The organism is Pedobacter sp. 10L46_2 (assembly GCF_056395165.1).
In genome coordinates this window covers 1-22,855 of the sequence record NZ_JBFTIZ010000025.1, presented here as the reverse complement: position 1 = coordinate 22,855, position 22,855 = coordinate 1, and the positions used below count along the sequence as shown (strand labels likewise).

At 40.7% G+C, this 22,855-nt stretch carries 17 protein-coding genes; 10 read left to right on the top strand and 7 right to left on the bottom strand.

The features are described from left to right. The first annotated feature begins 119 nt into the window (after nt 1–119). Both AC1DDX_RS04700 and AC1DDX_RS04695 read left to right on the top strand, forming a co-directional pair. On the top strand, nt 120–725 hold the full coding sequence (locus AC1DDX_RS04700; RefSeq protein WP_477611754.1) for a hypothetical protein: 606 nt from the start codon (nt 120–122) through the stop codon (nt 723–725). 358 nt (nt 726–1,083) lie between these two features. Then, nucleotides 1,084–1,971, top strand: coding sequence for an RteC domain-containing protein (locus AC1DDX_RS04695; RefSeq protein ID WP_477611753.1), 888 nt, complete (start codon nt 1,084–1,086; stop codon nt 1,969–1,971). A gap of 396 nt (nt 1,972–2,367) precedes the next feature. On the opposite strand, the gene AC1DDX_RS04690 is transcribed toward AC1DDX_RS04695, so the two are convergent. Further along, nucleotides 2,368–2,994 (bottom strand): hypothetical protein, encoded by a 627-nt coding sequence (locus tag AC1DDX_RS04690; protein ID WP_477611752.1) that lies wholly within the window; start codon nt 2,992–2,994, stop codon nt 2,368–2,370. A gap of 370 nt (nt 2,995–3,364) precedes the next feature. On the opposite strand from AC1DDX_RS04690, the gene AC1DDX_RS04685 reads away from it, so the two are divergent. The 3 genes from AC1DDX_RS04685 to mobC are packed head-to-tail and all read left to right on the top strand — an operon-like array spanning nt 3,365 to nt 6,984. Beyond that, complete coding sequence (locus AC1DDX_RS04685; RefSeq protein ID WP_477611751.1) at nt 3,365–3,757, top strand: plasmid mobilization protein; 393 nt, start codon at nt 3,365–3,367, stop codon at nt 3,755–3,757. Next, nucleotides 3,742–4,983 carry a relaxase/mobilization nuclease domain-containing protein gene (locus AC1DDX_RS04680; protein WP_477611750.1) on the top strand — a complete coding sequence of 414 codons (1,242 nt, stop codon included), beginning with the start codon at nt 3,742–3,744 and terminating at the stop codon, nt 4,981–4,983. Before AC1DDX_RS04685 ends, AC1DDX_RS04680 begins: the two co-directional genes overlap by 16 nt. Before the next feature lie 15 nt (nt 4,984–4,998). After that, nucleotides 4,999–6,984: a conjugal transfer protein MobC gene (gene mobC / locus AC1DDX_RS04675; protein ID WP_477611799.1), complete on the top strand. Its 1,986-nt coding sequence runs from the start codon at nt 4,999–5,001 to the stop codon at nt 6,982–6,984. 67 nt (nt 6,985–7,051) lie between these two features. On the opposite strand, the gene AC1DDX_RS04670 is transcribed toward mobC, so the two are convergent. From AC1DDX_RS04670 to AC1DDX_RS04660, 3 genes are all read right to left on the bottom strand, one after another. Continuing rightward, nucleotides 7,052–7,528: a hypothetical protein gene (locus AC1DDX_RS04670; protein WP_337715778.1), complete on the bottom strand. Its 477-nt coding sequence runs from the start codon at nt 7,526–7,528 to the stop codon at nt 7,052–7,054. A 1-nt stretch (nt 7,529) separates the two neighbouring features. Then, nucleotides 7,530–7,949, bottom strand: a complete 420-nt coding sequence (locus AC1DDX_RS04665; RefSeq protein ID WP_337715776.1) for a DUF4267 domain-containing protein — start codon at nt 7,947–7,949, stop codon at nt 7,530–7,532. A 71-nt stretch (nt 7,950–8,020) separates the two neighbouring features. Then, nucleotides 8,021–8,590 carry a Crp/Fnr family transcriptional regulator gene (locus AC1DDX_RS04660; RefSeq protein ID WP_477621812.1) on the bottom strand — a complete coding sequence of 190 codons (570 nt, stop codon included), beginning with the start codon at nt 8,588–8,590 and terminating at the stop codon, nt 8,021–8,023. 465 nt (nt 8,591–9,055) lie between these two features. On the opposite strand from AC1DDX_RS04660, the gene AC1DDX_RS04655 reads away from it, so the two are divergent. Then, on the top strand, nt 9,056–9,397 hold the full coding sequence (locus tag AC1DDX_RS04655; protein ID WP_337715772.1) for a TfoX/Sxy family protein: 342 nt from the start codon (nt 9,056–9,058) through the stop codon (nt 9,395–9,397). A gap of 98 nt (nt 9,398–9,495) precedes the next feature. Here AC1DDX_RS04655 and AC1DDX_RS04650 read toward each other — a convergent pair whose 3' ends face one another. Both AC1DDX_RS04650 and AC1DDX_RS04645 read right to left on the bottom strand, forming a co-directional pair. Beyond that, nucleotides 9,496–9,675, bottom strand: coding sequence for a hypothetical protein (locus tag AC1DDX_RS04650; protein ID WP_172660861.1), 180 nt, complete (start codon nt 9,673–9,675; stop codon nt 9,496–9,498). A 76-nt stretch (nt 9,676–9,751) separates the two neighbouring features. Next, nucleotides 9,752–10,834, bottom strand: coding sequence for a calcium:cation antiporter (locus AC1DDX_RS04645; RefSeq protein ID WP_172660860.1), 1,083 nt, complete (start codon nt 10,832–10,834; stop codon nt 9,752–9,754). 474 nt (nt 10,835–11,308) lie between these two features. On the opposite strand from AC1DDX_RS04645, the gene AC1DDX_RS04640 reads away from it, so the two are divergent. The 4 genes from AC1DDX_RS04640 to AC1DDX_RS04625 all read left to right on the top strand — a co-directional run bounded on the left by AC1DDX_RS04640 (nt 11,309) and on the right by AC1DDX_RS04625 (nt 18,987). Continuing rightward, nucleotides 11,309–14,383, top strand: a complete 3,075-nt coding sequence (locus AC1DDX_RS04640) for a SusC/RagA family TonB-linked outer membrane protein (protein ID WP_337715770.1) — start codon at nt 11,309–11,311, stop codon at nt 14,381–14,383. A gap of 19 nt (nt 14,384–14,402) precedes the next feature. Continuing rightward, a complete protein-coding gene (locus AC1DDX_RS04635; RefSeq protein ID WP_477621811.1) occupies nt 14,403–15,740 on the top strand; it encodes a RagB/SusD family nutrient uptake outer membrane protein in 1,338 nt (445 codons plus the stop codon). Nucleotides 15,741–15,760: 20 nt separating this feature from the next. Next, entirely contained in the window at nt 15,761–18,415 is a 2,655-nt protein-coding gene (locus tag AC1DDX_RS04630; RefSeq protein ID WP_337715767.1) for a M14 family zinc carboxypeptidase, read from the top strand. A gap of 101 nt (nt 18,416–18,516) precedes the next feature. Beyond that, nucleotides 18,517–18,987, top strand: coding sequence for a carboxymuconolactone decarboxylase family protein (locus AC1DDX_RS04625; RefSeq protein ID WP_337715764.1), 471 nt, complete (start codon nt 18,517–18,519; stop codon nt 18,985–18,987). A gap of 154 nt (nt 18,988–19,141) precedes the next feature. On the opposite strand, the gene AC1DDX_RS04620 is transcribed toward AC1DDX_RS04625, so the two are convergent. Further along, a complete protein-coding gene (locus AC1DDX_RS04620; protein ID WP_337715762.1) occupies nt 19,142–22,465 on the bottom strand; it encodes a VCBS repeat-containing protein in 3,324 nt (1,107 codons plus the stop codon). Nucleotides 22,466–22,855: the final 390 nt, after the last annotated feature.

Genomic DNA, 22,855 nt, shown 5'->3' with positions numbered 1-22,855 from the left:
CAATAATATGCTTTCCACCACTCATCAATATAAATTGATGAATCTCTTCGAATAAAATATTGCCTATCTTTAAAAAAGTAACATGAAGCTTTATTTCAATCACTAAAAAACTGGTTTTTATGAAATTTTGGAATGTTTTTAGTCTATTTTGGATTATCTATTTGTTGTTTTTTGCAATCGGACTACCACTCATTCTCCATTACGCAGGAAATCATCATCTAAGCGATTATGAGATGATTCATACATCTGCCAGCGAAGCATTCGTTTTGCTTGGCCTGGGCACGGCACTTTGGTTCATCGTATTTATTTATTACATCAAGGAATTTTTGATTAATCTTCTTTTAAAAAAAAATGGTATTATTCGATTGTTGGAGCGTGGTGAAAAAAGAAAAGGGGCGGTTTCAGAAGAGTTTGAGTTTATGGACTCAAAACCGTATGAACGCCGTTTTGAAGTGGGCAATACCATTGGAATAGACGAGCAGGAGGTGAAATGGAATGCCAAAACCATAGTGCTTGCTGTGATTGGACTGCTACTATTGATTGCTTTGGCAGTAGGAATATTGGTTTATAGTTATATAAATGAAAGTCATGGCTATGGTTGGCGGTATCTGTATTTTTGGCATCCTTACATCATGATTCCCGGCTCTTTTATTTTTTATTTAAGTTTTTTATTTGGCGTTACCAATGGCCTTTTTTCAAAATTTTTGAGCAAATCCGAAAAGTAAGCGTTCGGCTGTCCGTTACAGCTCATCTCAAACTGGGGCAATGCATCAATAGGCCCAACAACCATTTTTTTGTCAAAGGCTGCTGTGATCTCGACCTCATTTAGATAATTGTCAATTACGTAATTTTCTTTTGTGACGACTTTACGGCCTTTTGATATTTCGTAGCACCTAGAAAAATCAAAAGGCCGTTCAGGGATCAGTAATTTGATTATCGCTAGCGGCTGAGAATACTAAGGCTGATATGCATTTTGGAGTAACTCACCGTTGGTGACTGGCATGTGGGTCCAGCTAAGGGTTTCTCCTTATTTTACAAAATAGGGGATTTCCCCTATTGATATTTTTGTCTTTAACTCTCCCTATGATGAAAAAAGAAAACACAGACCTGACTTCTGTTTGGGTTTTATTTGAAAAGAATTCTGAATTAACTTACCTGGATCTCCAGCAGCGCTTGACGGACATTGAAGTCGGCACCCCACTTGAAATACTCAACGCCGCTTTGGCTTTGATTCAAGCAGATATTCAGACGATGGACAATTCATTTGCTGATGTGGTTGACCTATCCGATACTACCCGGATCGTATTTTTTAAGGAGATTCGCCCGAAATTTGTAGCACTTTGGCTGTTTTATCTGGAACGGTACCACCTGATTTTGAATAAGCCTCTTGGTGCAAAACAGGGAATAAAGTGTTTTTATGAGTCAGAATTGGAACAACTCGATTACTTTTTGAAGCGGTATGGATTTTATTACAGTTATTTTAGAAGCGGAATGAACCAAACAGACCACTTGTATTTCCTTCCGGATATAAAAATGCTTGTTACTGTCCCTGAATTACCCTTCTTGCCAGGAATGTCACGAACTTCCTGCGATTACCTTTTTGCCAGGTTCCTTGCTTGTGATTTGATAACCCAATACGTGTTGGCAAAGATCAATGATTTGGATAAACCCAATTTGGCCCCCTCTGAGGTGATAAATTTGACAAAGAAAAAAAAGGTACAAACTCAATTTGGTTTATCGGTAGATCAATTGGGGATGGCTGTCCGTGCGGCGCTGGATGCGTCAGTAATCAAGAGCAAATCCTTTCAATCTTTATGTGAGGAGCTGGCACCTCTGGTTGTGACGGCTTCAGGACAGAGCAATGTCTCTGCTGGAAGTCTGCGGAGCAATGCCTATACAGGGGAGGATGTAGATAAACATATAGTCATTCGTGCAATGGAAAAGATGATCCGTTTGATTAAGGAGTACTAGCTGATATTTCAGCCAGGGCAATTGGTCTCATCTAATTGTCTTGGCTTAATTCTCCAGATTAATTTATTCCCCCTTCGTACATTGAGATCTAAACATTATGTTTTTTTAATTTCCGGCTTGTTTGTGTCTCTTCAAATTTTTCCGTTCCTCCGGTTTTTACTGATAAAGAAAATGACCAGCAGCATCACCAGAACAATCACCAATCCTTCTACAAATGAATTTCTTTCCATGATCTGCGGTAATTGATTTATTGTTTTGCTAAAATGTCCTATTAGTAAAACAATCCAATAGCGGATAGGTTCAAGAAACATTTCAATTGCTTACTACCTTAACTGAATTAGACAGAGTCCGGTTGTTTGCCATTTTTATACTCTTTTCCTGCCTCCTTAACTCTGGTCAGTTTAGCTTTTTTCTACCTGTAGAAATTCTTGGTTTCCGGACATCTTTTTGTGGATAGATGATCCTCAAGCTGTGCTTGTTAAGTTGATATCCATCTATGATCCTACGGGCGATCTGACGGTAAAACACTTTTTTTGGGGAATCCGTTTCCATAACAATGTTGTTTCTGATCAGTTGTTTGAGGAGTTGCTTTATAACCGCATCCTCTTCCACACGGAAAGAGCTGCCAAGGTAAGGATCCCGGTAAACCAGTACCAGGCAAAGCTGGCCATCTGAATACCGATGTACCAGCTTTTGCTGGGTAAGCTCAATTTCCCTGGGACAGGCTGGCTGGTTGCAAGAGAAAGAGTTTTCAAGTATGGTCGGATCTGTAATGGTTACGGGGATCCCGCGCCTGTAATCTTTTACTTCTCCCAGTTTCAAATGATCTTCATCTGGAAAAGGAAAGCGAAAAAGGAAACCCATGTCCGCCCCGGCGTATTTTTCAGGGGGAAGGTTTCCCGGCTCCTGTTTGAGCTGACCGGATTCCAGTGCCTGGACATATTTTGGATACGAGGCATAATAGAGACTTTCGCAGGTACCCAGTTTGATGACGCTGTTTTTGTATTTTATGTATTCTCCCATAGTTGAATTCTTCTTTTAGGTTCGCAGCAGCAAAGGTCATCTGTTGCCTGGAGAATAACCTATTTAGAATTCAAGAGGGATGAGCGACCATCTCCTGGCTATTTCCTCATTTCTCTTTTGGCCACGGTTGAATCTTAGCCTAAAGTCTCACTGACGTTGTTCTGGCCGTCAATGTTAATTTTTAATATGGGGTTAATCCTCTTTAGAATTTATGCTGGGTCGTTTTCTGGTATTTATCAACCTTACTTTTGTGTGATAAGCCAGCGTAAATGCTACGCAAAAGGGTTGGCTGATCTTCAGTTAGCGAAATCTTTAGGTTAGAGGCGCTAAACTCCATAATGGTTTTTTAATGTTGTTTAAGAATGTAGGAATGAGAAGCAAGAAAAATAATAGAAACAAACGCTGTGCGGTGCGGTTAACTGCAGGGGAACAAGACCTGCTGCAGAAAAATTTTGCGGGCACAACCCACAGGAATTTTAGTGAATATGCACGGGCAATTTTACTGGGGAAACCCATGATTGCAGCCGTAAGAAACCAGTCGCTGCAAGATATTTTTGTTGAACTGGTGGCTTTAAGGCAGGGCTTAAATGATGTGGCAATTCACTTCGATCAGGCGGTTCAAAAACTGCATACCATGGCCAGCATTCCGCAATTCCAAACTTGGCTTTTAAATTATGAAATGGATCGACGAAAATTGTTGAAAAACATTGAGGAAATAAATGTATTCATCAATTCAACTGCTGAGAAATGGTTGCATTCATAAATACGATTAAATCCTTAAGTGGAAGTTTCTACTACAACGAGCTTAAGCTGTGCTCGGGGGCTGCAACCTGCCTGATGGCCGAAAATTACCCGCGCAAACTTTCTGAATTGAATCAGTCTGACCGACTGGGAATGCTGGAAAAAATGGCTGCGTTAAACCCGCGCACTAAAATAAATGGCCTGCACATCTTTTTGAACTTTGATCCGGCAAACCAGCTTAGCCCGAGTCTTTTGCAGGAGATTGCAAAATTTTATATGCAGGAGATTGGTTTTGGGAACCAGCCCTATTTGGTATATGAACATCTGGACGCGGCACATCCACACCTGCATATTTTAACCACCAATATACAGGCTGATGGTAAGCGAATTAATCTATATACGAAAGCGCCCCATTTTCAGTCGCTGCTTAAACAGATCCGGACCCGTTTTGCGCTGACTACCAGCACAGCAGTAAAGGACTCGGGTGACGCTTTGTACCCCCAGCAGCTTTCAAAACTAACCTATGGCAAATCGCCAACGTTCGGTAGTATTGCCCGCGTGTTGGAAAGCGTGCTTAATGAATATCTTTTTACCTCATTTGCAGAGTTAAATACAGTCCTGGGCTTGTATAATGTTCGGGCGGAACAGGGTAAGGAAGGATCCAGGCTGTTTAAAAATAGGGGACTAATTTATCGTTTACTCGACGGGTCAGGTAATCGGATAGGCGTGCCGGTCAAAGCCAGTTCTTTACCATTCAATCCTGGATTAAATCGCCTTGAAGAAAGATTTAAAAAGAATGTGCCGCTTAAGTTGGGCCTGGAAGGAAGAATTCTCTATGAAATAGATCTTGTGCTAGACAATGTGAAAATTCGTGATACAGCAGCATTCTCGGCATCGCTGAAAACAAAGGCAATCGATGTGGTATTTAAAGGTGATCAGGATAAGAGATTGCAAGACGTGATTTATGTTGATCACCGGAATAAGTGTGTATTCAAAGGAGTAGACTTAGCTAGTGCCTATGGTGCTGAAGGGATATTGAGCAGGTTGGGCGATAATGTTCACCGTGCTGTGGAATTTGAGAAAGTTCAGGGCGTGCATGCTGGTGACTCGCAGTATGATTTGCCTGTGGATGGTTCATCGGCGCTGGTCGATCTATCGCAAATACAGCCCCAACAAGATCATCTTTCGGTTTCTGTTGTAAAAACGAAGCGGAAACAGCGGGGAAGAAAGCGAGCGGTTAAACATTAAAGAGGAATTATGGCAATGCAAACAGGAGAGAATGAGCAGGCAATGAGAAAGATCTTGGATATGACCAGATTCATTTCTATCAGTATCCTGCTTTTACACTTTTATTATTATGGCTACTTAGCTTTTGATTTTTGGGGCTTTGTCAGTGCTTTCACTGACCGGGTAATGGTCAATATCGCGCATTCTGGGTTGTTTGACGATTTCCATAGATCCAAGCTTGTTGCTTTGGGCTTTCTGTTCATTTCTTTACTGGGGGTAAGTGGCAGAAAGGATGAAAAATTAAGTCCCAAAACCGGCCTTGCCTATTTGTTCACCGGCCTGCTGCTGTATTTTCTCAGCGCCCTGGTTCTGGCGTGCGAGCTGAGTCTGCATTGGCGGGCTACGCTGTATATCGGGTTGACTTCCATAGGGTATTTACTGATCCTGACTGGTGCGACACTATTTTCCAGGGTGATCAAAGACAAACTAAGCGGAGATATTTTCAATAGCGATCAGGAGAGCTTTCCGCAGGAAGAGCGCCTTTTGGTGAATGAGTTTTCCATTAATTTGCCCACCAGATATAAGTTGAAAGGGAAGGAGCGAAAGGGCTATATCAATGTGATCTCCCCGGCAAGGGCGACCATTGTGCTGGGCAATCCTGGTTCAGGTAAGTCGGCTTTTTGTATCCGGGAATTCATCACTCAGGCATTGGCTAAAGCTTCACCTTATTCCATGCTGGTCTACGATTTCAAATTTCCAGATCTATCATTAATTGCCTACAACCATTGGTTGAAGCATAAGGACCGTTATCAGGGTAAACCCGAATGTATTTTTATCAATTTTGATGACTTGTCGCGATGTCATCGGGGAAACGTATTTGATCCGCTGGGAATGGTTGACATCACCGACGCCTCAGAATCTGCCCGTACCATTCTGTTGGGACTGAACCGGGAGTGGCAGAAAAAGCAAGGAGATTTTTTTGTGGAGTCCCCAATTAATTTTGTGACTGCAATCATTTGGTTTTTACGTAAATACCAAAACGGCGCCTATTGTACTTTGCCACATGCCATTGAATTGATTCAGCTGGATTATGACAGTTTGTTTACGGTAATGCGTCTGGAGAAGGAAATAGAAGTTTTGATTAACCCATTTGTAAATGCCTACCTGAATGATGTCATGGAGCAACTCGAAGGGCAGATTGCTTCGGCTAAGATTGCCCTGGCCAGGTTATCATCTCCTCAGCTTTACTATGTGCTGTCCGGAAATGATTTTAGCCTGGACATCAATAATCCCGAGCATCCGAAGGTCATTTGTATGGGAAACAATCCACAGAAGATCCAGACCTACGGGGCAGTGCTTTCCTTGTACGTTAACCGCTTGCTAAAAATCATCAATCAGAAGAATAAGCTAAAATCCATGCTGATCTTCGATGAGTTTCCAACGCTGACTACCGATATCATTCCTACCATTGCGACTGGCAGGAGTAATAAAATCGGGGTGTGTCTGGGCATTCAGGATGCCAGCCAGCTGCGTAAGGATTACGGCCGGGAACAGGCCGACGTGATCATGAGTACGGTGGGCAACATCATTGCCGGGCAGGTGACCGGGGATACCGCCAAGCAGCTGAGTGAACGCATTGGTAAGATCATGCAGGACCGCCAAAGCATGTCAATTAATAGTGGAGATACTTCCATCAGCAAAAGCAAGCAACTGGAATTTGCCGTTCCGGCCTCCAGAATTGCGTCCCTTTCCAGCGGGGAATTCGTAGGTATGGTTGCCGATATCCCGGATCAAAAAATTATTTTAAAGGCCTTTCATGGCAAGATACAGAATGATTTCGATGCCCTGAATAAGGAAGAGAAGGCTTATGTCCCTATCCCTGTGATCAGAACGGTCAATTCTAGTATGGTCCAAAAGAATTATCTGCAGATCAAACAGGAGGTGCAGGACATTGTCCGGTCCGAGGTACAGCGAATGATGGGTGATCCTGCACTTGCCCACTTGGTGATTCGCAAGAACTAGCCCGGCAAATCCGGACATCTGTATTTGTTTTAGCGCTATTCTCAAATACTCCCTGCAATCTGCAGTGTTAGTTAATCTTGAAAACGGCCAGGATAATGACAAACAGGAATATCGCCAGCTGCAGCAGATAGAAAATATTCAACCGAAATGAAGCGTCTTTCACCATTTGATCCGTAGGGGCGGTGCTTTGCTTTACACCCTTCTTTAACTTTTCGAGCTGCCTATTTCCAACCAGGAAGCCGTTGAGTACAAGTACCAGAATAAGAGCTAGTTTAATTTTGAACCACAATTGATGCATGAAAACACCATGGGTAACCGCCATCAGACCTACACCGGAAACCAGTAGTAAACTGCCGCCTATTGCTAAAACTATCGCAAGCCTCGACATCAGGTTTAGCAGGCTGTCGGAGGGTTTGCCCTGGGTTTTAAACTGGCTGGAAAAAGTACGGAAGGTAACATAATCCGCAACGGTGGTTCCTGCTAGCAGCGTGAGGCCGCTGAGATGCATGATGAGTAAGCCCTGCATTAAAATTAGTGTATTCATATCAGATTGTTGCTTTTTGTTTAGCACTGAACAGTAAAAAGCTGGTTAAGGCCATGTAGACTGCTGTTAAGCCATGGATTAGCATATGCGGAACATCCAGTCCATTGGTCAACAAGACCAGTAGGCAGTCTGTTGCAGGGATAATGATGGCGACAGTAAAAACATAAGCGGTTGCTACCCTCATGCGTAATAAAAGTAATGGCAGAAGTACTATCCCCGAAAAGATATCGCGGATTCCTTTTATTCTTCCAAAAACGAGGTCCTGAGTGTTGGAAAAAGGGATGCCAAATGCCTGTGCGGCGGTCTGGGGAATGGCAATAAACCGGATGCCTACAAAGATAATGCCCAGGGCAATCAGCATGGTCATCCAGTAGGATACTGAGCGGATACCCCAGCTGGTGATTTCATTTTTTGTTTTCATGTTATTTAGTATTTAATAACACAAAGTTCACCAATGAAATGGCTGGGTTCATTCACCCAGGTTAATTAATGCTACTCCACCATACGTTTTCGAATTCGGCTTAAAGACGGTGGTTTGATGCCTATATAGGAGGCAATATAATATTGCGGTATGCGCTGCCCGATATCCTGGAACCTGGAAAGAAACTGCTGATAGCGTAGCTCCGCAGGATCATTGTAGAGTKAGGTAATCTGGTTGATCACATTCACAAAAACATATTCAATGGCCAGTCTCCCAAATCGTTCGCCATGCTCTACTTGCTGATAAAACAACTGCATATTGGCATGGCTAATGGTATAAACAGTGGTTTCTTCCAATGCTTGTATGTTCGTTAATGATGGCTGCTGTGGTAAAAAGCTGGGGTAGTCACAAACAAATTCCCCCTCCTTGTTAAAATAACCGGTTTGCTCTTCCCCGTCCTTATTGTTGTAGTAACGCACCAGTCCCTTTTCAATGAAAATAATATTTCTGCAGACATTGCCGGCTTCCAGTAAATGTTCGCCTTTTTTCAGTTTTCGCTCGCGAAATAGTTTTCGTATAATTTCCTCATCGGTTGATGAAAGTGGAATATAATTTTGAATGGTTTTGATCAGTAAGTCCATAAACAAATATAACCAACTGAGGAATTTATTGTGTGATCAAAAGATAACCATTAATTCATTTGAAGGGGGATATACATTTGTCTCGCGTAAATATAAATGAGCGGCATTTCCAAACCATATCCATGATTTCTTTGTATATCTCATCAAACACTTTCCCTTTATGTTTTTACCATAGGGCTGAGAATTTTATTTCAACATTTTTTAACAATTGAATACATAAGTCTTTGTCATCTGCAGTGAACCCGTTCATGATCAGGATTGCATTTTTTTTAGTCCGGTAATATCATACTCGGATACGTGTTCTCCTTTAGCCGTGAGTTCAATTCTTTTGGAGTGCTTGTCTTCTTTATCTGCGTACTCTTTAATTCATCCTCGTTTATTCATTCGGTTTAACATGTCTGTGCACCGTTGTGATTTAGGTAAAGGAATGGTATTTTTACCATTGAGTTAAACGTAAAATAGTTTATGAGTTATAATGAACGATTAGCGAACCGTGTCCGCGAGTTACTTGAAGATCGGGATGACGTGACAGAAAAAGCAATGTTTAGCGGGATTTGCTTTATGGTTGATGAAAAGATGTGTATATGTGTAACCAGTTCAGGTTTATTATGCCGCATTGGAGCAAGCAAAGCAGAGGAAAAATTGGAAGATAGCAATTGCAGGCAGATGATCAACAATGGACGAACCATGAAAGACTTTGTGTATGTAGATGATACTGATGTAGAGAAGCAGCAGGAGCTGAGGCATTGGCTGAGTCTCTGCCTGGAGTTTAATCCGCTGGCCAAATCCTCCAAAAAGAAAAAATAGGTCCGGTATAAATTAGTTGAGTGGATATTTAAATTAAAGCAAAAGCGCCTGTTCAATTAATGAGCAGGCGCTTTTGCTTAGGTAGTGAACTTATTTTTTTATTGCGTCTTCACAGCGGTATCGATAGCAGCTGAATCAGTTACAGTAGTGTCCATTGTGGTCATAGAAGTATCAGTCATTGTAGAATCTGTAGCATCTGCTTTTTTTTCTGAAGTACAAGCGGCAACTGATAAAGATATTGCTAAAGCTAAAAAGCCAAATTTGAATAGGGTTTTCATAATAATTTTGTTTTAGATACAAGTTTTGTTCATTAATTAATACCCTTGCCCTAAAAAGGTAACCCATTTAAATAAATTATGGGGCTATTATCGTGAAAAGATAGACCGCAAATATGACCAGTAAAACCACTCCCTGTAAGATATTAGTTTTGCCCGTAGCCAGCGAAAGCATGATTGTAAACTGTGCCAGCAAGAGTAATACGGTAGCCTTCATGTCAATTCCTAAAGTAATGGTCATTCCTGTTACCATGGATACGATTGCCACAGCCGGAATGGTTAAACCGATACTGGCCAGTGCAGATCCTAACGCCAGGTTAAGACTTGTTTGTAAACGGTTCTTTCTGGCTGCGCGATAGGCTGCAAGCCCCTCTGGCAGTAACACTACTGCGGCAATGATGACCCCTACCAATGACTTTGGTGCTCCAAAGTTGATGACCGCATTTTCTATATCGGGTGCCAGAGCCTTTGCGAGCAATACTACAATACCCAGGCATAAAAGCAATAAGAAAGTACTTAAAAGAGCAACTTTATTGGTTGGCGGTTCAGCGTGCACCTCTTCGTCGCCATCTGCATCGGGAGGTAAAAAGAAATCGCGATGCCTGATGGTTTGAACCATTACAAAAGCACCATACAACACCAGACATACCACAGCTACAAAAATGAGTTGGATAGGGGTGTATTCAGGACCTGCCTTGCTTGTGGTATAATTTGGAAGAATCAGCGTGAGTACCAGTATTGCTGTAAGGGTAACCACAGCCGCACTTACCCCTGGTAAACTAAACACCTGTTCTTTAAACTTGGCTCCCCCTACAAGTAGGCACAGACCAATAATTCCAGTTAAAATAATCATTACAGCGGCCAGAACCGTATCGCGGGCAAGTGCCGCGGTATCGGGGCCACCTGTTAACATTAAAGAAACGATCAGCGCAACCTCGATAACGGTAATGGCCAGTGCAAGCAGCAAAGTGCCGAAGGGTTCACCAACCCGATGAGCAACAACCTCAGCATGATGGACTGCGGCAAGTACTGCGGCAATGAGTACGGCTGCAAGAAAGAATGTATAGAAAATCCCCAGATCCAATGAACTGCCAAAATAGGCTAGCCAGGCAACGATTGGAGATAAGATGGTCCATAAAGGTACTGGTAGTTTTTTGTGCATAAATTTCGGATTAAGTAAGATACTGAATTAAAAATTTAAGACAACAATTATTGTGCTGGAAACGATAAAAAGAATGTTGTGGTTCAGAAATTTTACACTTTTAGCGTATAAATCTCAATTCTTCTTAGTTAATGTTCCTATAGTTTAAATAAAAAATTGCGGATGTTATGATTTATTGCTTTATTTGTATATTAATTCTATAGATTTAATATACTATTTAATCATGAACGCAATTTTACTTCAAAACAAGTCGCTCAGTACTTCTAAATCTGATCATTATTTTCCAATGGTGAGGCTTCAATCAGCATCATTATTTTCGGGCAACTTCTCCAAGTGTTGCCGTTGTTGTTAGGGGATTTCGCCTGATTGTTTAGGCAGATTTTCGATCACCTTTAAATTTTTAGATTCCACAATTATGCCACTCAAAGAGGAGGTAAGGGGACTCGCATGTCATTACTTTTTTAAACTTTTAAAATGAAGCATTTATATAAAAGAAGCGCATACCTGCTCATTTGTGTATTATGGGCACATGTTGCAGCCGCACAGGTAGGTGCACCAACAATTAAATCAAAATTAAATGGTATTGTGTTAGATGCCACAACAAAACAACCCCTTCCGGGTGCTGTAATAAAAATAAAAGGGACTACTCATTCTGTTGCCGCAGATGAGAATGGTAAATTCAGTTTTGTAACCGGACAAACCTTTCCGTACACACTTGTAGTAAGTTTTATTGGGTTTGTACAACAGGAAATTACTGCTAAAGGGAGCCCTGTAGAAATCCTTTTAAAAGAAAACCTTAGTGAACTAAATGAAATAGTAGTTACGGGTTACAGTTCTCAGGAACGTAAATATATAGCAAGCTCGATTACCAGTGTTAGTGGGAGTGTTGTCCAGGATCAGCCATCGGGAGGATTTAATCAGCTGTTACAAGGGAAAGCTACAGGCGTACAGGTGTCTTCAAATTCTGGCGTACCCGGTGGTGGTATTACCTTTAGAGTTCGGGGAAACAATTCGATCAATGCTTCTGTAGATCCACTTTATATAATTGATGGCGTATTTATAAGTAATTCTGATCCTATCTCCGCAGGATTAGGTAACCAGCAGGCTTCCAATCCAATCGCTGATTTGAATCCATCTGATATAGAAGACATACAAATTCTAAAGGATGCGAATGCAACAGCAATATATGGTTCATTAGGGGCAAATGGAGTAATTATTGTAACAACCAAAAGAGGAAAGCGAAACACTAGTGCAAAGATAAATTTAAATTCTTTTCAGGGATGGTCGACTGCTATCAATAAGTTTGAAGTAGCTACAGGGCCGGAAGTAGCCTTGTTGACTAATGAATCCAGAATTAATACCGCTATTGATAAAGGCGAAGATCTTTCTGCAGTGGTTTTGCCTTTTCCGAATCCAGAAACCCAACCGACATATGATAGGATCAGTGGTCTGTTTCGTACTGCCCGTACCTCAAATTACGAGGTATCTACACAAGGGGGTACAGATAAAAGCACTTATTATGTTGGGCTTGGTTACTTAGATCAGGAATCCATAGTAAAACCATCAGACTATACCCGTTATTCGGCCAGGTTAAACTATGATAATTATTTAACCGACAGATTAAAGATTGGTACCAGTATTAACTTTACCAGATCAAACAGGAACTTGAGCGGAAGTGACAACAATCCTCAAGGAGTTATCAATTCGGCATTATTTCCGAGATCATACCTTCCAATATTTAAAGAGGATGGTACATATGCCAGGTATGGTAGCTTTGACAATCATCTTGCATTAATAGAAAACCTCGATAGTAAAGCGGTAGGGTGGCGTACTATTGGCAATGTTTATGGTGAGTATTCAATAGTTCCAGGACTTAAATTACGCAGTAGCTGGAGTTTAGATAATAGCAGTGAATATGACAACAGCTATTCTAGTACACTAATCAGTGCAGGTATTGCCGCTAATGGTTCAGCTTCATCAACAGAAACAAAGAACCTTGTTTTAACTAATGAGCAGGTATTGAATTTTGTGAAATCTTTTGGTGAAGATGGTAAGCACAATATTAATGCATTGGTTGGTAATACCATAAATACGGTATTAAATGAAAGCACAGCTGCTACCGGAACTGGTTTTGCGGCAAACAGCCTTCGTTCTGTCTCTGTTGCAGCAACTCGCTCCGGTACTTCTTCCAGAGCTGAATCCAAACTGTTATCTTTCTTTAGTAAGGTAAGTTATACCTATAATGGGAAGTATACAATTGATGGAAGTATCCGTGCCGATGGATCTTCAAAATTCGGGATAAACAAACGTTGGGGATATTTCCCCTCTGGAGGTGTAGCATGGCGTGCTGGGCAGGAAGATTTTATTAAAAATCTGAATGTATTTGATGAATTAAAACTTAGGGCCAGTCTTGGGCTTTCTGGAAATCAAAACGGAATTGGCTCCTATGCAGCACAAGGTTTATGGTCGTCAGGAGCAAATTACCTGGAGCAACCCGGAATATCCCCTTCGCAACTTGCTAATCCAGACCTTACCTGGGAAACTACTCGTCAGTTTAATGTTGGAGCCGAGTTCGGGTTTTTCAAGAACAGGCTAAGCATTGTGGCAGATTACTATAATAAATATACCTATGATTTGTTATTAAACGTTCCTGTTCCTTACCGCTCAGGCTTTGCCAGCTACCTGCAAAATTATGGTTCGGTACGTAATAAAGGATTTGAATTGGGCATCAATTCCACGAATGTGGCATCAACAGATTTTAAATGGACAACCAATTTTAATATCTCTTTTAACAATAATAAGATCGAAAAACTTGCTTCAGATATCAGCTTAGGCGCTTCGGGCAGAAATATTTCAATTCTAAGACAAGGTCATTCGGTTAATTCCTTCCAGTTGTACAAACAGTTATACGTTGATCCTAAAACGGGTAATGCCGTTTATGAAGATGTAAATAAGGATGGTCTGATCACTTCTGCCGATAGACAAATAGTAGGCAATGCATTGCCAAAATATACCGGAGGTTTAACCAATAATTTAAGCTATAAGAGCTTCGATCTGAGCTTCTTCGTTTATTTTCAGCAAGGTAACAAGATTATGAATATGAATGATTTCTTCATGGTTCATGGAGGAACTCAGGCTAATATTGGCTTTTTACCGCGTCAGTTAGATCGCTGGCAAAAGGAAGGGGATATCACTGATATTCCAAGATTGACTACATACAGTTCGAATCCTACTGAAAATGGAGGTGCAGCCAATAATTATGGCGGGAATGTAGCAAGCTTAAGTTCCAGGTATCTTGAAGATGGTTCGTTCATCAGATTAAAAACCCTGACCCTGGGATATACTTTGCCAGTTGCGGTTTTGAAAAAGATTAACATAAGCAGGATCAGATTATATGCTCAGGCTACCAATCTTTTAACCTTTACCAATTATGGCGGTCTGGATCCTGAAGTAAGTTCTCAAAGTAATAACCAGAATACGGCAGGTTATGATTGGGCAACTGTCCCTCAGCCCCGCACTTTCCAGATCGGTGCCAACGTAACCTTTTAATGATTAAAATCTAGAAAAAATGAAAGCAACATATATCAAAAATAYAGTCCTCATTGCTGTTATTTTCTTTTTAGCATCTTGCAAAAAATACCTGGAAGAAGTACCAAATAACTCTTTGCCAACAGAAAGTTCTATTACTGATGTAAGCACCGCGCGTGCAGCCGTAATTGGTACATATGATCGTCTTCAGGGATACTATGCCTCGAACTACCCAACGCTAGGTACCATCACCACAGACAATGTTATCTTTAATGGAACCTTAAGTGAATACCTCCAGTTAGATCAAAATGCAGTTCCTACAGATAATGTAATTACGGTAGCGGCTTATCAGAATATTTATAAAACAATAAATTCTGCTAATAGTGTAATTACGTACGTGCCGGGGGTAGCAGACCCATTGCTGACCGCTGCAGAAAAGAATAAAATTCTTGGAGAGGCTTACTTTATTCGCGCATTGTCTTTCTTTGATCTTGCAAGAGGCTGGGGTGGCATTCAGCTCCAATTAAAGCCAACTACAGATCTTACCGTTTTGAAAGGCATTAAGCGTAGTACGCTGGATCAAACTTATGATCAGGTTTTAGCAGATCTGGTTAAAGCTGAAGAGCTTCTTCCGGAGGATGCGACAACCCGTAACCGGGCACAAAAAAGTACTGCAAGAGCACTTAGAGCCAGACTCCATTTATATAGGAAACAATGGGCCGATGCAGAGAAGTATGCTACGCTGGTTATAGATAATACGAAGTATTCTTTGGTAAAACCATATAAGTCGTTTTTTACAGCACCTTTTCAAAGTGCCGAGTCGGTATTTGAGCTTGCTTACTCAGTTAACGACCGGAATAGCTACTGGAATTTATGGTATCCAAGTTCGGCCGGAGGACAGTTTACTTTAAAGCCTTCGGATGCATTAGTGGCAAAATTAAATAATCCGGCAATAGGCGGTACCCGCAACGCCTTAATAGCTGGTAGCGGGGCTACGGTATATGGCGTGTTGTATAATACAACATCTACAAGTACTGATCCATCATATTTAATTCGAATTGCAGAATTGTATCTGATACGTGCCGAAGCAAGGGCACAGCAAAATAATTTGACAGGGGCAGCCGGAGATTTAAATGCGATAAGAAAAAGAGCTGATGTACCAGAAACGACAGCGGTAACCCAAGCAGATCTTATTAAAGCTATCGAAGACGAAAATGGGATTGAGTTTGCTTTTGAAGCTCATCGATGGTTTGATCTGGTAAGAACCGAAAGGGCAGGAGTAGTATTGGGTTTAACCAATAAGAACTACTGGTTGTTTCCAATTCCGTATTCTGATGTTTTATCAGACCCAGATGTAACACAAAATCCAGGATATTAATTAATCTATTAACTTAAATAATGATGAAAATAATCTATAAATCCAGTAAGATATTGATCGTATTTTTAATGCTGCTGGTTCAACACACATTTGCCCAAAATAATTATTACTTTCCTAAAGCAACTGCTTTAGATGCTAAAGTACCTAGTCCGGAACAATACCTTGGCTATCCGATTGGATCTTACTTTACCAGATATGAAAGGGTGGTCGATTATTTCAGAGAACTGGCAAAAATAAGTGATCGTGTTCATGTTGAATCTATAGGTAAAACATATGAACAAAGAGAGCAAATTATAGTAACTATAACTTCTCCGGCAAACTATACTAATCTGGAACAAATAAGGCAGGATCACCTGAACCAGGTAGATCCTTCAAAACCTGCGCTAAGTAGTAATGCACCTGTGATAGTGCATCTAGGTTATGGTGTACATGGTAACGAGACTTCTAGTACGGAGGTAAGCTTACTTGCCGGATATTATTTAGCGGCAAGCCAGGATGCAGAAACGAAAAAATGGTTAGATGAATCGGTTATTTTTATAGATCCGGCATTGAATCCAGATGGAAGAGACAGGGCCGCAAATTGGCACAATGCTTATCACTCGTTTCCAGCTGTTGGCGATCCAATAGATAAGGAACATCAAGAAGCATGGCCAAATGGGCGTACCAATCATTATTTTACAGATTTAAACAGAGATTGGTTAAATCTTGTTCAGATTGAGAGCCGCAATCGCCTTGTGTTTTTTCATAAATGGTATCCGAATGTTCAAATTGATTTTCATGAACAGGGAACAAACGCAACTTATTATTTTGAACCAAGTCCGAAGCGCCACGAGAGCCCGGTAATACCCCAATTTATTTACGATTTTAATGTTGTTTTAGCTAAATACCATGCTAAAGCTTTAGATGATATTGGGTCGTTCTACTTTACCAAAGAAAATTATGATAATCTTTCGCCAATTTATGGTTCTACATATCCTAAATTCTTTGGTTCTGTTGCAGCTACATTTGAGCAGGCAAGCTCCAGGGGGATCTTACAGGAGTCGAGCAACGGCCCACTTACTTTTGCTTTCACTATCAGAAATCATCTGGCCACAAGTTTTTCAACAATAAGAGGTTCTGTTGCGGAGAAAGCGGGCCTATTTAAAGTTCAAAAGGATTTTTTTAAGTATGCGCTGGAGCAAGGACAGAAAAATCCGGCAAAGACATTTGTTTTTGGTGATAGTAAGGATGTTAATTTAACTCAAAAGTTTTTAGGCCTGTTGCTGCAGCATCATATCAATGTTTATGAACTCTCCGATAACACCACTCATGATGGCAAAACATTTGAAAAAGGAAAGGCTTATGTGGTGCCATCAGCCCAACCAAATTTCTTACTGGTACACTCTATTTTTGAAGAGAACGTTTTAAAAGACAGTATTTTTTATGACAATACAGGATGGAGCATTATTCATGCTTATGGTTTAAAATATGCTAAACTAAATGTGGCAATTGCAAAAGGTAATCAGGTTACTGCTTTAATCCCTGGCAAGGGTGCTGTTGAAGGCGGAAAGTCTCCTTATGCTTACTTGATTAACTACAGCGATTACAATGCTAGCAAAGCACTTTATCAATTGCAGCTGAAAAATGTGCTCGTTAAAACAGCCTTTAAAGGTTTTTCTGCAAATACTCCTTCTGGTAAGCGGGCATTTGGAAATGGGTCGTTAGTTGTTCCGGTAGTAGGGCAAACTCTTTCAGCTGATTCTCTGTATAGTGCATTACAGACTGTAGCTGCAGAAACTAATATCAACATTTTATCTGTTACAAGTGGATTTAGTGCAGAAGGGATAGATCTTGGTAGCAGCAATATTAAAGCAGTAAGAAAACCGGAAGTAGCTTTAGCTTTTGGGCAAGGGGTAACTTCATCTGAAGCCGGACAGGTATGGTTCCTGCTTAATCAACAACTTAATTTGCCGGTTACTAAAATTGATCTGGCTAGTTTTTCAAGAGCATCTTTAGGTCGTTATAATACCTTGGTTTTACCCGGTGGTAATTATAGTGCATGGGACAAAGAAACAGTAGGTAAGATCAAGGCATGGGTAAATGAAGGAGGAACATTAATTACTTTTCAAAATGCAACAGCATGGGCTGTACAGAATGAAATTGTAAAAGAAAGATTATCAGAAACAGAGGCTTTCACAAGAAGAGGAGAAACTCCTTTGGTATCATCTCAGGCAATAGTAAAAGAGAAGGCGCCGGCGGGAGGGGCTAAAGATGCTCCTGCCAAACCAGAAGTAGAAAGGCTTGATTATGCCAGACAAGAAGATGTAGAGGGATCGAGACGAATTAACGGTGCAATTTTTCAGGCAGATCTTGATATTTCACATCCGATAGCATTTGGTATAACTGATAGAAAGTTATTCATCAATAAAAATGGACCTACCTTGTTACTACCTAGCGCAAACAAATATGCTACAGTGGCCCAGTACACCAGTAAGCCCTTTATTAATGGGTATTCATCAAAAACAAATATTGGTAAAGTAGCCAATTCTGCGGCCATTATTGCCACGGCAAGTGGAAGCGGTGAAGTGGTTTTGTTTGCTGATGACCCAACTTATCGTGGCTATTGGCTAGGAACAAGCAGGCTGTTTTTAAATGCAGTTTTCTTTGCTAATCTTCTAAATGGAGGGTATAGATAATAAAAACAGAAAATATTTTTTATTTGATGTCCTATTTCTGAAATCTCAATTGTCATAGCGGTATAAAACAACTATTGTATTACAATTTAGATCAAAAGAAAATGGAACAAAGAATCAATTTATTCGCAAAAGGACAGAATGCTATAAAAGCAATGTATGGTTTAGGGAGTTATCTTGCTAAATCTCCGGTTGAAAAGAAACTTTTAAACTTGATTTATTTTAGGGTATCTCAAATTAATGGATGTGCATTTTGCTTGGATATGCATTCAAAAGATTTGCGCATAGAAGGTGAAACCGAGCAACGACTGTATGTGTTGAATGCATGGCGTGATGCTCCGCTGTATACCGCGCGTGAGCGTGCTGCATTGGCGTGGGCCGAGGCAGTAACAAGGATAACAGGAGGTGATGTTTCTGATGAAGTATATAATGAAGCAATACAGCAGTTTACTGAAGAGGAACTGATAGACTTGACAATAGCAGTAAATACAATTAACAGTTACAATCGCCTTAATATTGCTTTTCGTACTCCGGCAGGAGATTATCAGCCAGGTGCATTTGCTGTAAAAGGGTAATAATTTGTATTTTCTAATTAAACAGGCAATCCCCAGTTGATAAAGGATTGCCTGTTTTTGTCAAAATTTCATTAATTATTTCACTGTCACTTGTTTTAGAAATACCGAGGTAAACTTGCCGATAGTATGAACTTTTTTGTACACGCAACGCTGGCTAGTTTTGATTAAACCGGAATGCCCTTAGCTTCTGCTGGTTAATTCCAATTAGTAGCGTATTGTTTATGGTAAGGGTACTTCTTACATCGCCTTTTAGACTAAGACCACTTTGCAGTTCAGGAACATATTTAAATGTGCCTTTTCCATTGCCTTTTAGCACTACACCGTGGTTGGCATCATATTTTCCAAAGCGAATGCGAGACTGGTTGATATTACCACATAAAAGCAAGTCTTTATTCCCGTCGCCGTCGTAGTCTAGGCAGGTGATGGTATAAACCGGGGCGAACTGTGCCTGTAGTGGCAATTGTTTCTCTTTGAATCTTCCATCACTGGTGTTTTCAAAATATACCGTTTTGAGGTAATTGGCCTTTAAAATCTTTGAACCCTTGAGCTCTTCTGCAGTGAAAACTTCATTTAGACCTGCATCGGCATAACTTTTATAATCAGGGAAGCGTGTTCGCATGATGCTCATTTGATCGAGAATCTCGTCGCGGGTCAGGTAAGGATAACTTTTGCCCATAATGTAGAAGCATAGGATCGGGTCCATGGCTCCGTTATCGTCAAAGTCTTTGTAGACCATCTCTGCCGGTTCGTCGTCGCTTACCCGGCACTGGCTGTTAAGTCCAAGATTGCCAACTACAAGGTCCGGCCTGCCATCGCCATTAAGATCTTCAACCTTCAGGGTGTTCCACCAACCGCTGTATTGTTTGTCAAAATATTTATCTGTCCTGTTCTTTAGCTTACCATTATCATTGATGAATGCGGTGACCGGCATCCAGTCGCCTATTACTATAAGGTCTTGTATCTTATCGTTATTTAGGTCTAGAACACCAGCATCCGTAACCATACCAATGTACTCCAAATCAGGTGCAATTTTTCTAATCTGATTAGAAAAGTGACCCTTTCCATCGTTAATCAGCAAAAAGCTCCTTGGTGTTTCAGGATATTTGGAGGTCGTGCTACGGCCCCCCACAAACAGATCCGGCCTGCCATCGCCGTTAAAATCGCCCACTCTTGCACAACTCTTGCTCACGTGCATTTCTGGAAGTGAATTGATTGATTTAGTAAAATTGCCTTTGCCATCATTGATATAAAGTTTGTCCTGAAATAGCGGGTCATTGTCTTTAAAGCTCCCATACCCTCCACTTACTACATACAAATCTGGGTGACTATCTCCATTAGCATCAAAGAATATGGCATCTGTGCATTCACTTGCCGTATCGGCTAGAAAGGGTTTTTGGTTCTTCATGAATTTCCCTCCTTTTTGCTGGATGAATAATGCGCTGGCTTGATTGATGTCGCCGCCAACGAATATATCACTTAGCCCATCACCATTCACGTCGCCCTTGGCCATACATGGTCCGGTGAAGGACTGTGCATTGACAAGGAGGGGCTGACGCTTATAATCATTAATTTCATTCTTAACCTGTGCAGATGCAATTGGTGAAGGTATTTCGGTGAACAAGGGTTTTGATGGCTTTGGTCTCTGGTAAGTGTCTTTGGCATCGCTTTCTATAAGTACCAGCTGTTTGTTTGCTACAACATTGGTGAGGACTTGGTACTTTCCGCTAAGCCATACGATTCTGACTGAATCAACCATTTTTTCTTTGCCCAAACCAAAATGCAGGTTTTGAGATACGCTGGACAAGTAACCTTTGGATGGCATCTGCTCTAGGCATTGCTGGCGTCCTTTATTAAATATAGTTACTAAAGCACCAAGACCACTGGTATTTTTACCTGAACCTTTTAGCTTTACTTTTAAGTAGTGCATTGTGGGGCTACCCTGGTTTCGATAGAGGAAAGCTGCCTTATTGATGTTATTGACTATAATATCTAGATCTCCATCATTATCGAGGTCACTGTATGCTGCACCATTACTGTTCGATGGTATATTTATTCCCCAGTCAAATCCTTTATTGGTAAAGGTAAGGTCACCATTATTTTTATAGATATAATTCTTTACATCGGAAGAAGGTACTTTCTTAAGTAAAGCGATCAAATCCTTTGCTTCAACCTGACCATTGAGGCTTCTCATATAGTTCTCATTGTATTTAAGCACGTCCATATTAGTGAAATCGCGCATAAAACCATTGGTTATAAAAAGATCCTTCCAGCCATCATTATCATAATCAGCAAACAAGGGCGCCCAGCTCCAGTCTGTATTGGAGATGCCCGCCAGCTGTCCCACTTCACTGAAGGTGCCGTTGCCGTTATTTATATGAAGCATATTCCGCATATATTGATAATAAAAACCGTTACGTAAATTGATGTTAAATACTTCATAGTTATCCAGTCCCGATAATAACTTTTGGCGTTTATTGTCTTCAGGAAGCATATCGAGCGTGAATATATCTTGAAGGCCATCGTTATTGACATCACTAATGTTGTTACCCATAGAAAACAATGAAATGTGATCCAGGTTGTTCTGCAGTTTATCTGTAAATGTTCCATTTCCGTTGTTGAGGTACATTCGGTCAGGAATGGCATAGTCATTGGACAGGTATATATCAGGCCATCCGTCGCCATTGATGTCACCAACACCCCCGCCAAGACCATACGATAAAGTAGACATATTTATTCCCGCTTGCTTGGTTACATCTTTGAAATGTCCATTTTCATTTTTGAGCAGTTTAGAGCTCGCAAGCGGATCATCCTGTTTTTTTAATTCTTCGATCGTAATGTCATCCAGATTACTAAGTACCTTAATATTATCATTTACAAGAAAGAGATCCAGATCGCCATCACGGTCATAATCAAAGAAGACTGATTGTGTACTGTAGGATGGATCAGCCAATCCGTAAGCTTCGGCTTCATCTTTAAATGTAGGTATGCTGTCTTTGTTTAATCCCTGGTTAATAAAGAGCTGGTTTTTTGAGTCCGGACCCGCTTCTCTGCCCGCATAACATACATAAATATCCATGTACCCGTCACCGTTTACATCTACCATGTTGACTCCGGTTTTCCATCCCGGGGTTCGTCCAGCTACGCCTGAAATTTCAGTAATATCGGCAAACCGCATGTTACCGAGATTGCGATAAAGCTTGTCTCCGGTCATATTGCCAGAGAAGTAAATGTCATCTAATCCGTCATTGTTGAGGTCGCCAACAGCTACACCACCACCGCTGTAGAAACCCTGATAGAAGCCGACGATTTTTTTTTCAAGATCTTCTTTGAGCACATTGTTAAACATGACATTGGTATTGGAAGAATCGAGTAGGATAAAGAGCGGGTTTTCAGCAACAGAGATTGTATTGTCTTTTTTTGATCCAGTACAGGAAAACAGAAGAAAAAGAATTACAATTTGGATATAGAATTTTGGCATAAAGCTTTAATTTATTTGGTTAGTGGCTGAGCTCAATATTTGTCAAAAACACATTACATTGTAATATTTTTGAGACTTTAAAATAAATATATAGGTTATTCTTGATTATATCTCAATTAATTTTTTCAAGCAGAAATTCCGATAAGAAAAGCCTTTCATCTGCTGCCTTCAAAAATTTCCTTTAAAATCTTGCTGGTAAAAACAACATTAATTATATCACTGATAGCTACTTAAAAGAGACGGGGCGGATCTGAATTTGAAAAACTTCTTTATATTCACTGTTTAACACACAACTGATGACAGCCTTTAAATTAGCCAGTAGTATGCTCCTTGGGGGGTGGTTTGTTTTGCTCTCTCCCTATGTAAAATCTCAATCACTAAAAATAGGTG

What these genes read in the sequence shown, in the direction of transcription:
- AC1DDX_RS04625 (WP_337715764.1), top strand. Translation starts at nt 18,517, where the DNA reads ATGGAACAAAGAATCAATTTATTCGCAAAAGGACAGAATGCTATAAAA.
- AC1DDX_RS04630 (WP_337715767.1), top strand. Translation starts at nt 15,761, where the DNA reads ATGATGAAAATAATCTATAAATCCAGTAAGATATTGATCGTATTTTTA.
- AC1DDX_RS04640 (WP_337715770.1), top strand. Translation starts at nt 11,309, where the DNA reads ATGAAGCATTTATATAAAAGAAGCGCATACCTGCTCATTTGTGTATTA.
- AC1DDX_RS04695 (WP_477611753.1), top strand. Translation starts at nt 1,084, where the DNA reads ATGATGAAAAAAGAAAACACAGACCTGACTTCTGTTTGGGTTTTATTT.
- AC1DDX_RS04620 (WP_337715762.1), bottom strand. Translation starts at nt 22,465, where the DNA reads ATGCCAAAATTCTATATCCAAATTGTAATTCTTTTTCTTCTGTTTTCC.
- AC1DDX_RS04655 (WP_337715772.1), top strand. Translation starts at nt 9,056, where the DNA reads ATGAGTTATAATGAACGATTAGCGAACCGTGTCCGCGAGTTACTTGAA.
- AC1DDX_RS04650 (WP_172660861.1), bottom strand. Translation starts at nt 9,675, where the DNA reads ATGAAAACCCTATTCAAATTTGGCTTTTTAGCTTTAGCAATATCTTTA.
- AC1DDX_RS04665 (WP_337715776.1), bottom strand. Translation starts at nt 7,949, where the DNA reads ATGAAAACAAAAAATGAAATCACCAGCTGGGGTATCCGCTCAGTATCC.
- AC1DDX_RS04645 (WP_172660860.1), bottom strand. Translation starts at nt 10,834, where the DNA reads ATGCACAAAAAACTACCAGTACCTTTATGGACCATCTTATCTCCAATC.
- mobC (WP_477611799.1), top strand. Translation starts at nt 4,999, where the DNA reads ATGCAAACAGGAGAGAATGAGCAGGCAATGAGAAAGATCTTGGATATG.
- AC1DDX_RS04690 (WP_477611752.1), bottom strand. Translation starts at nt 2,994, where the DNA reads ATGGGAGAATACATAAAATACAAAAACAGCGTCATCAAACTGGGTACC.
- AC1DDX_RS04700 (WP_477611754.1), top strand. Translation starts at nt 120, where the DNA reads ATGAAATTTTGGAATGTTTTTAGTCTATTTTGGATTATCTATTTGTTG.
- AC1DDX_RS04670 (WP_337715778.1), bottom strand. Translation starts at nt 7,528, where the DNA reads ATGAATACACTAATTTTAATGCAGGGCTTACTCATCATGCATCTCAGC.
- AC1DDX_RS04685 (WP_477611751.1), top strand. Translation starts at nt 3,365, where the DNA reads ATGAGAAGCAAGAAAAATAATAGAAACAAACGCTGTGCGGTGCGGTTA.
- AC1DDX_RS04680 (WP_477611750.1), top strand. Translation starts at nt 3,742, where the DNA reads ATGGTTGCATTCATAAATACGATTAAATCCTTAAGTGGAAGTTTCTAC.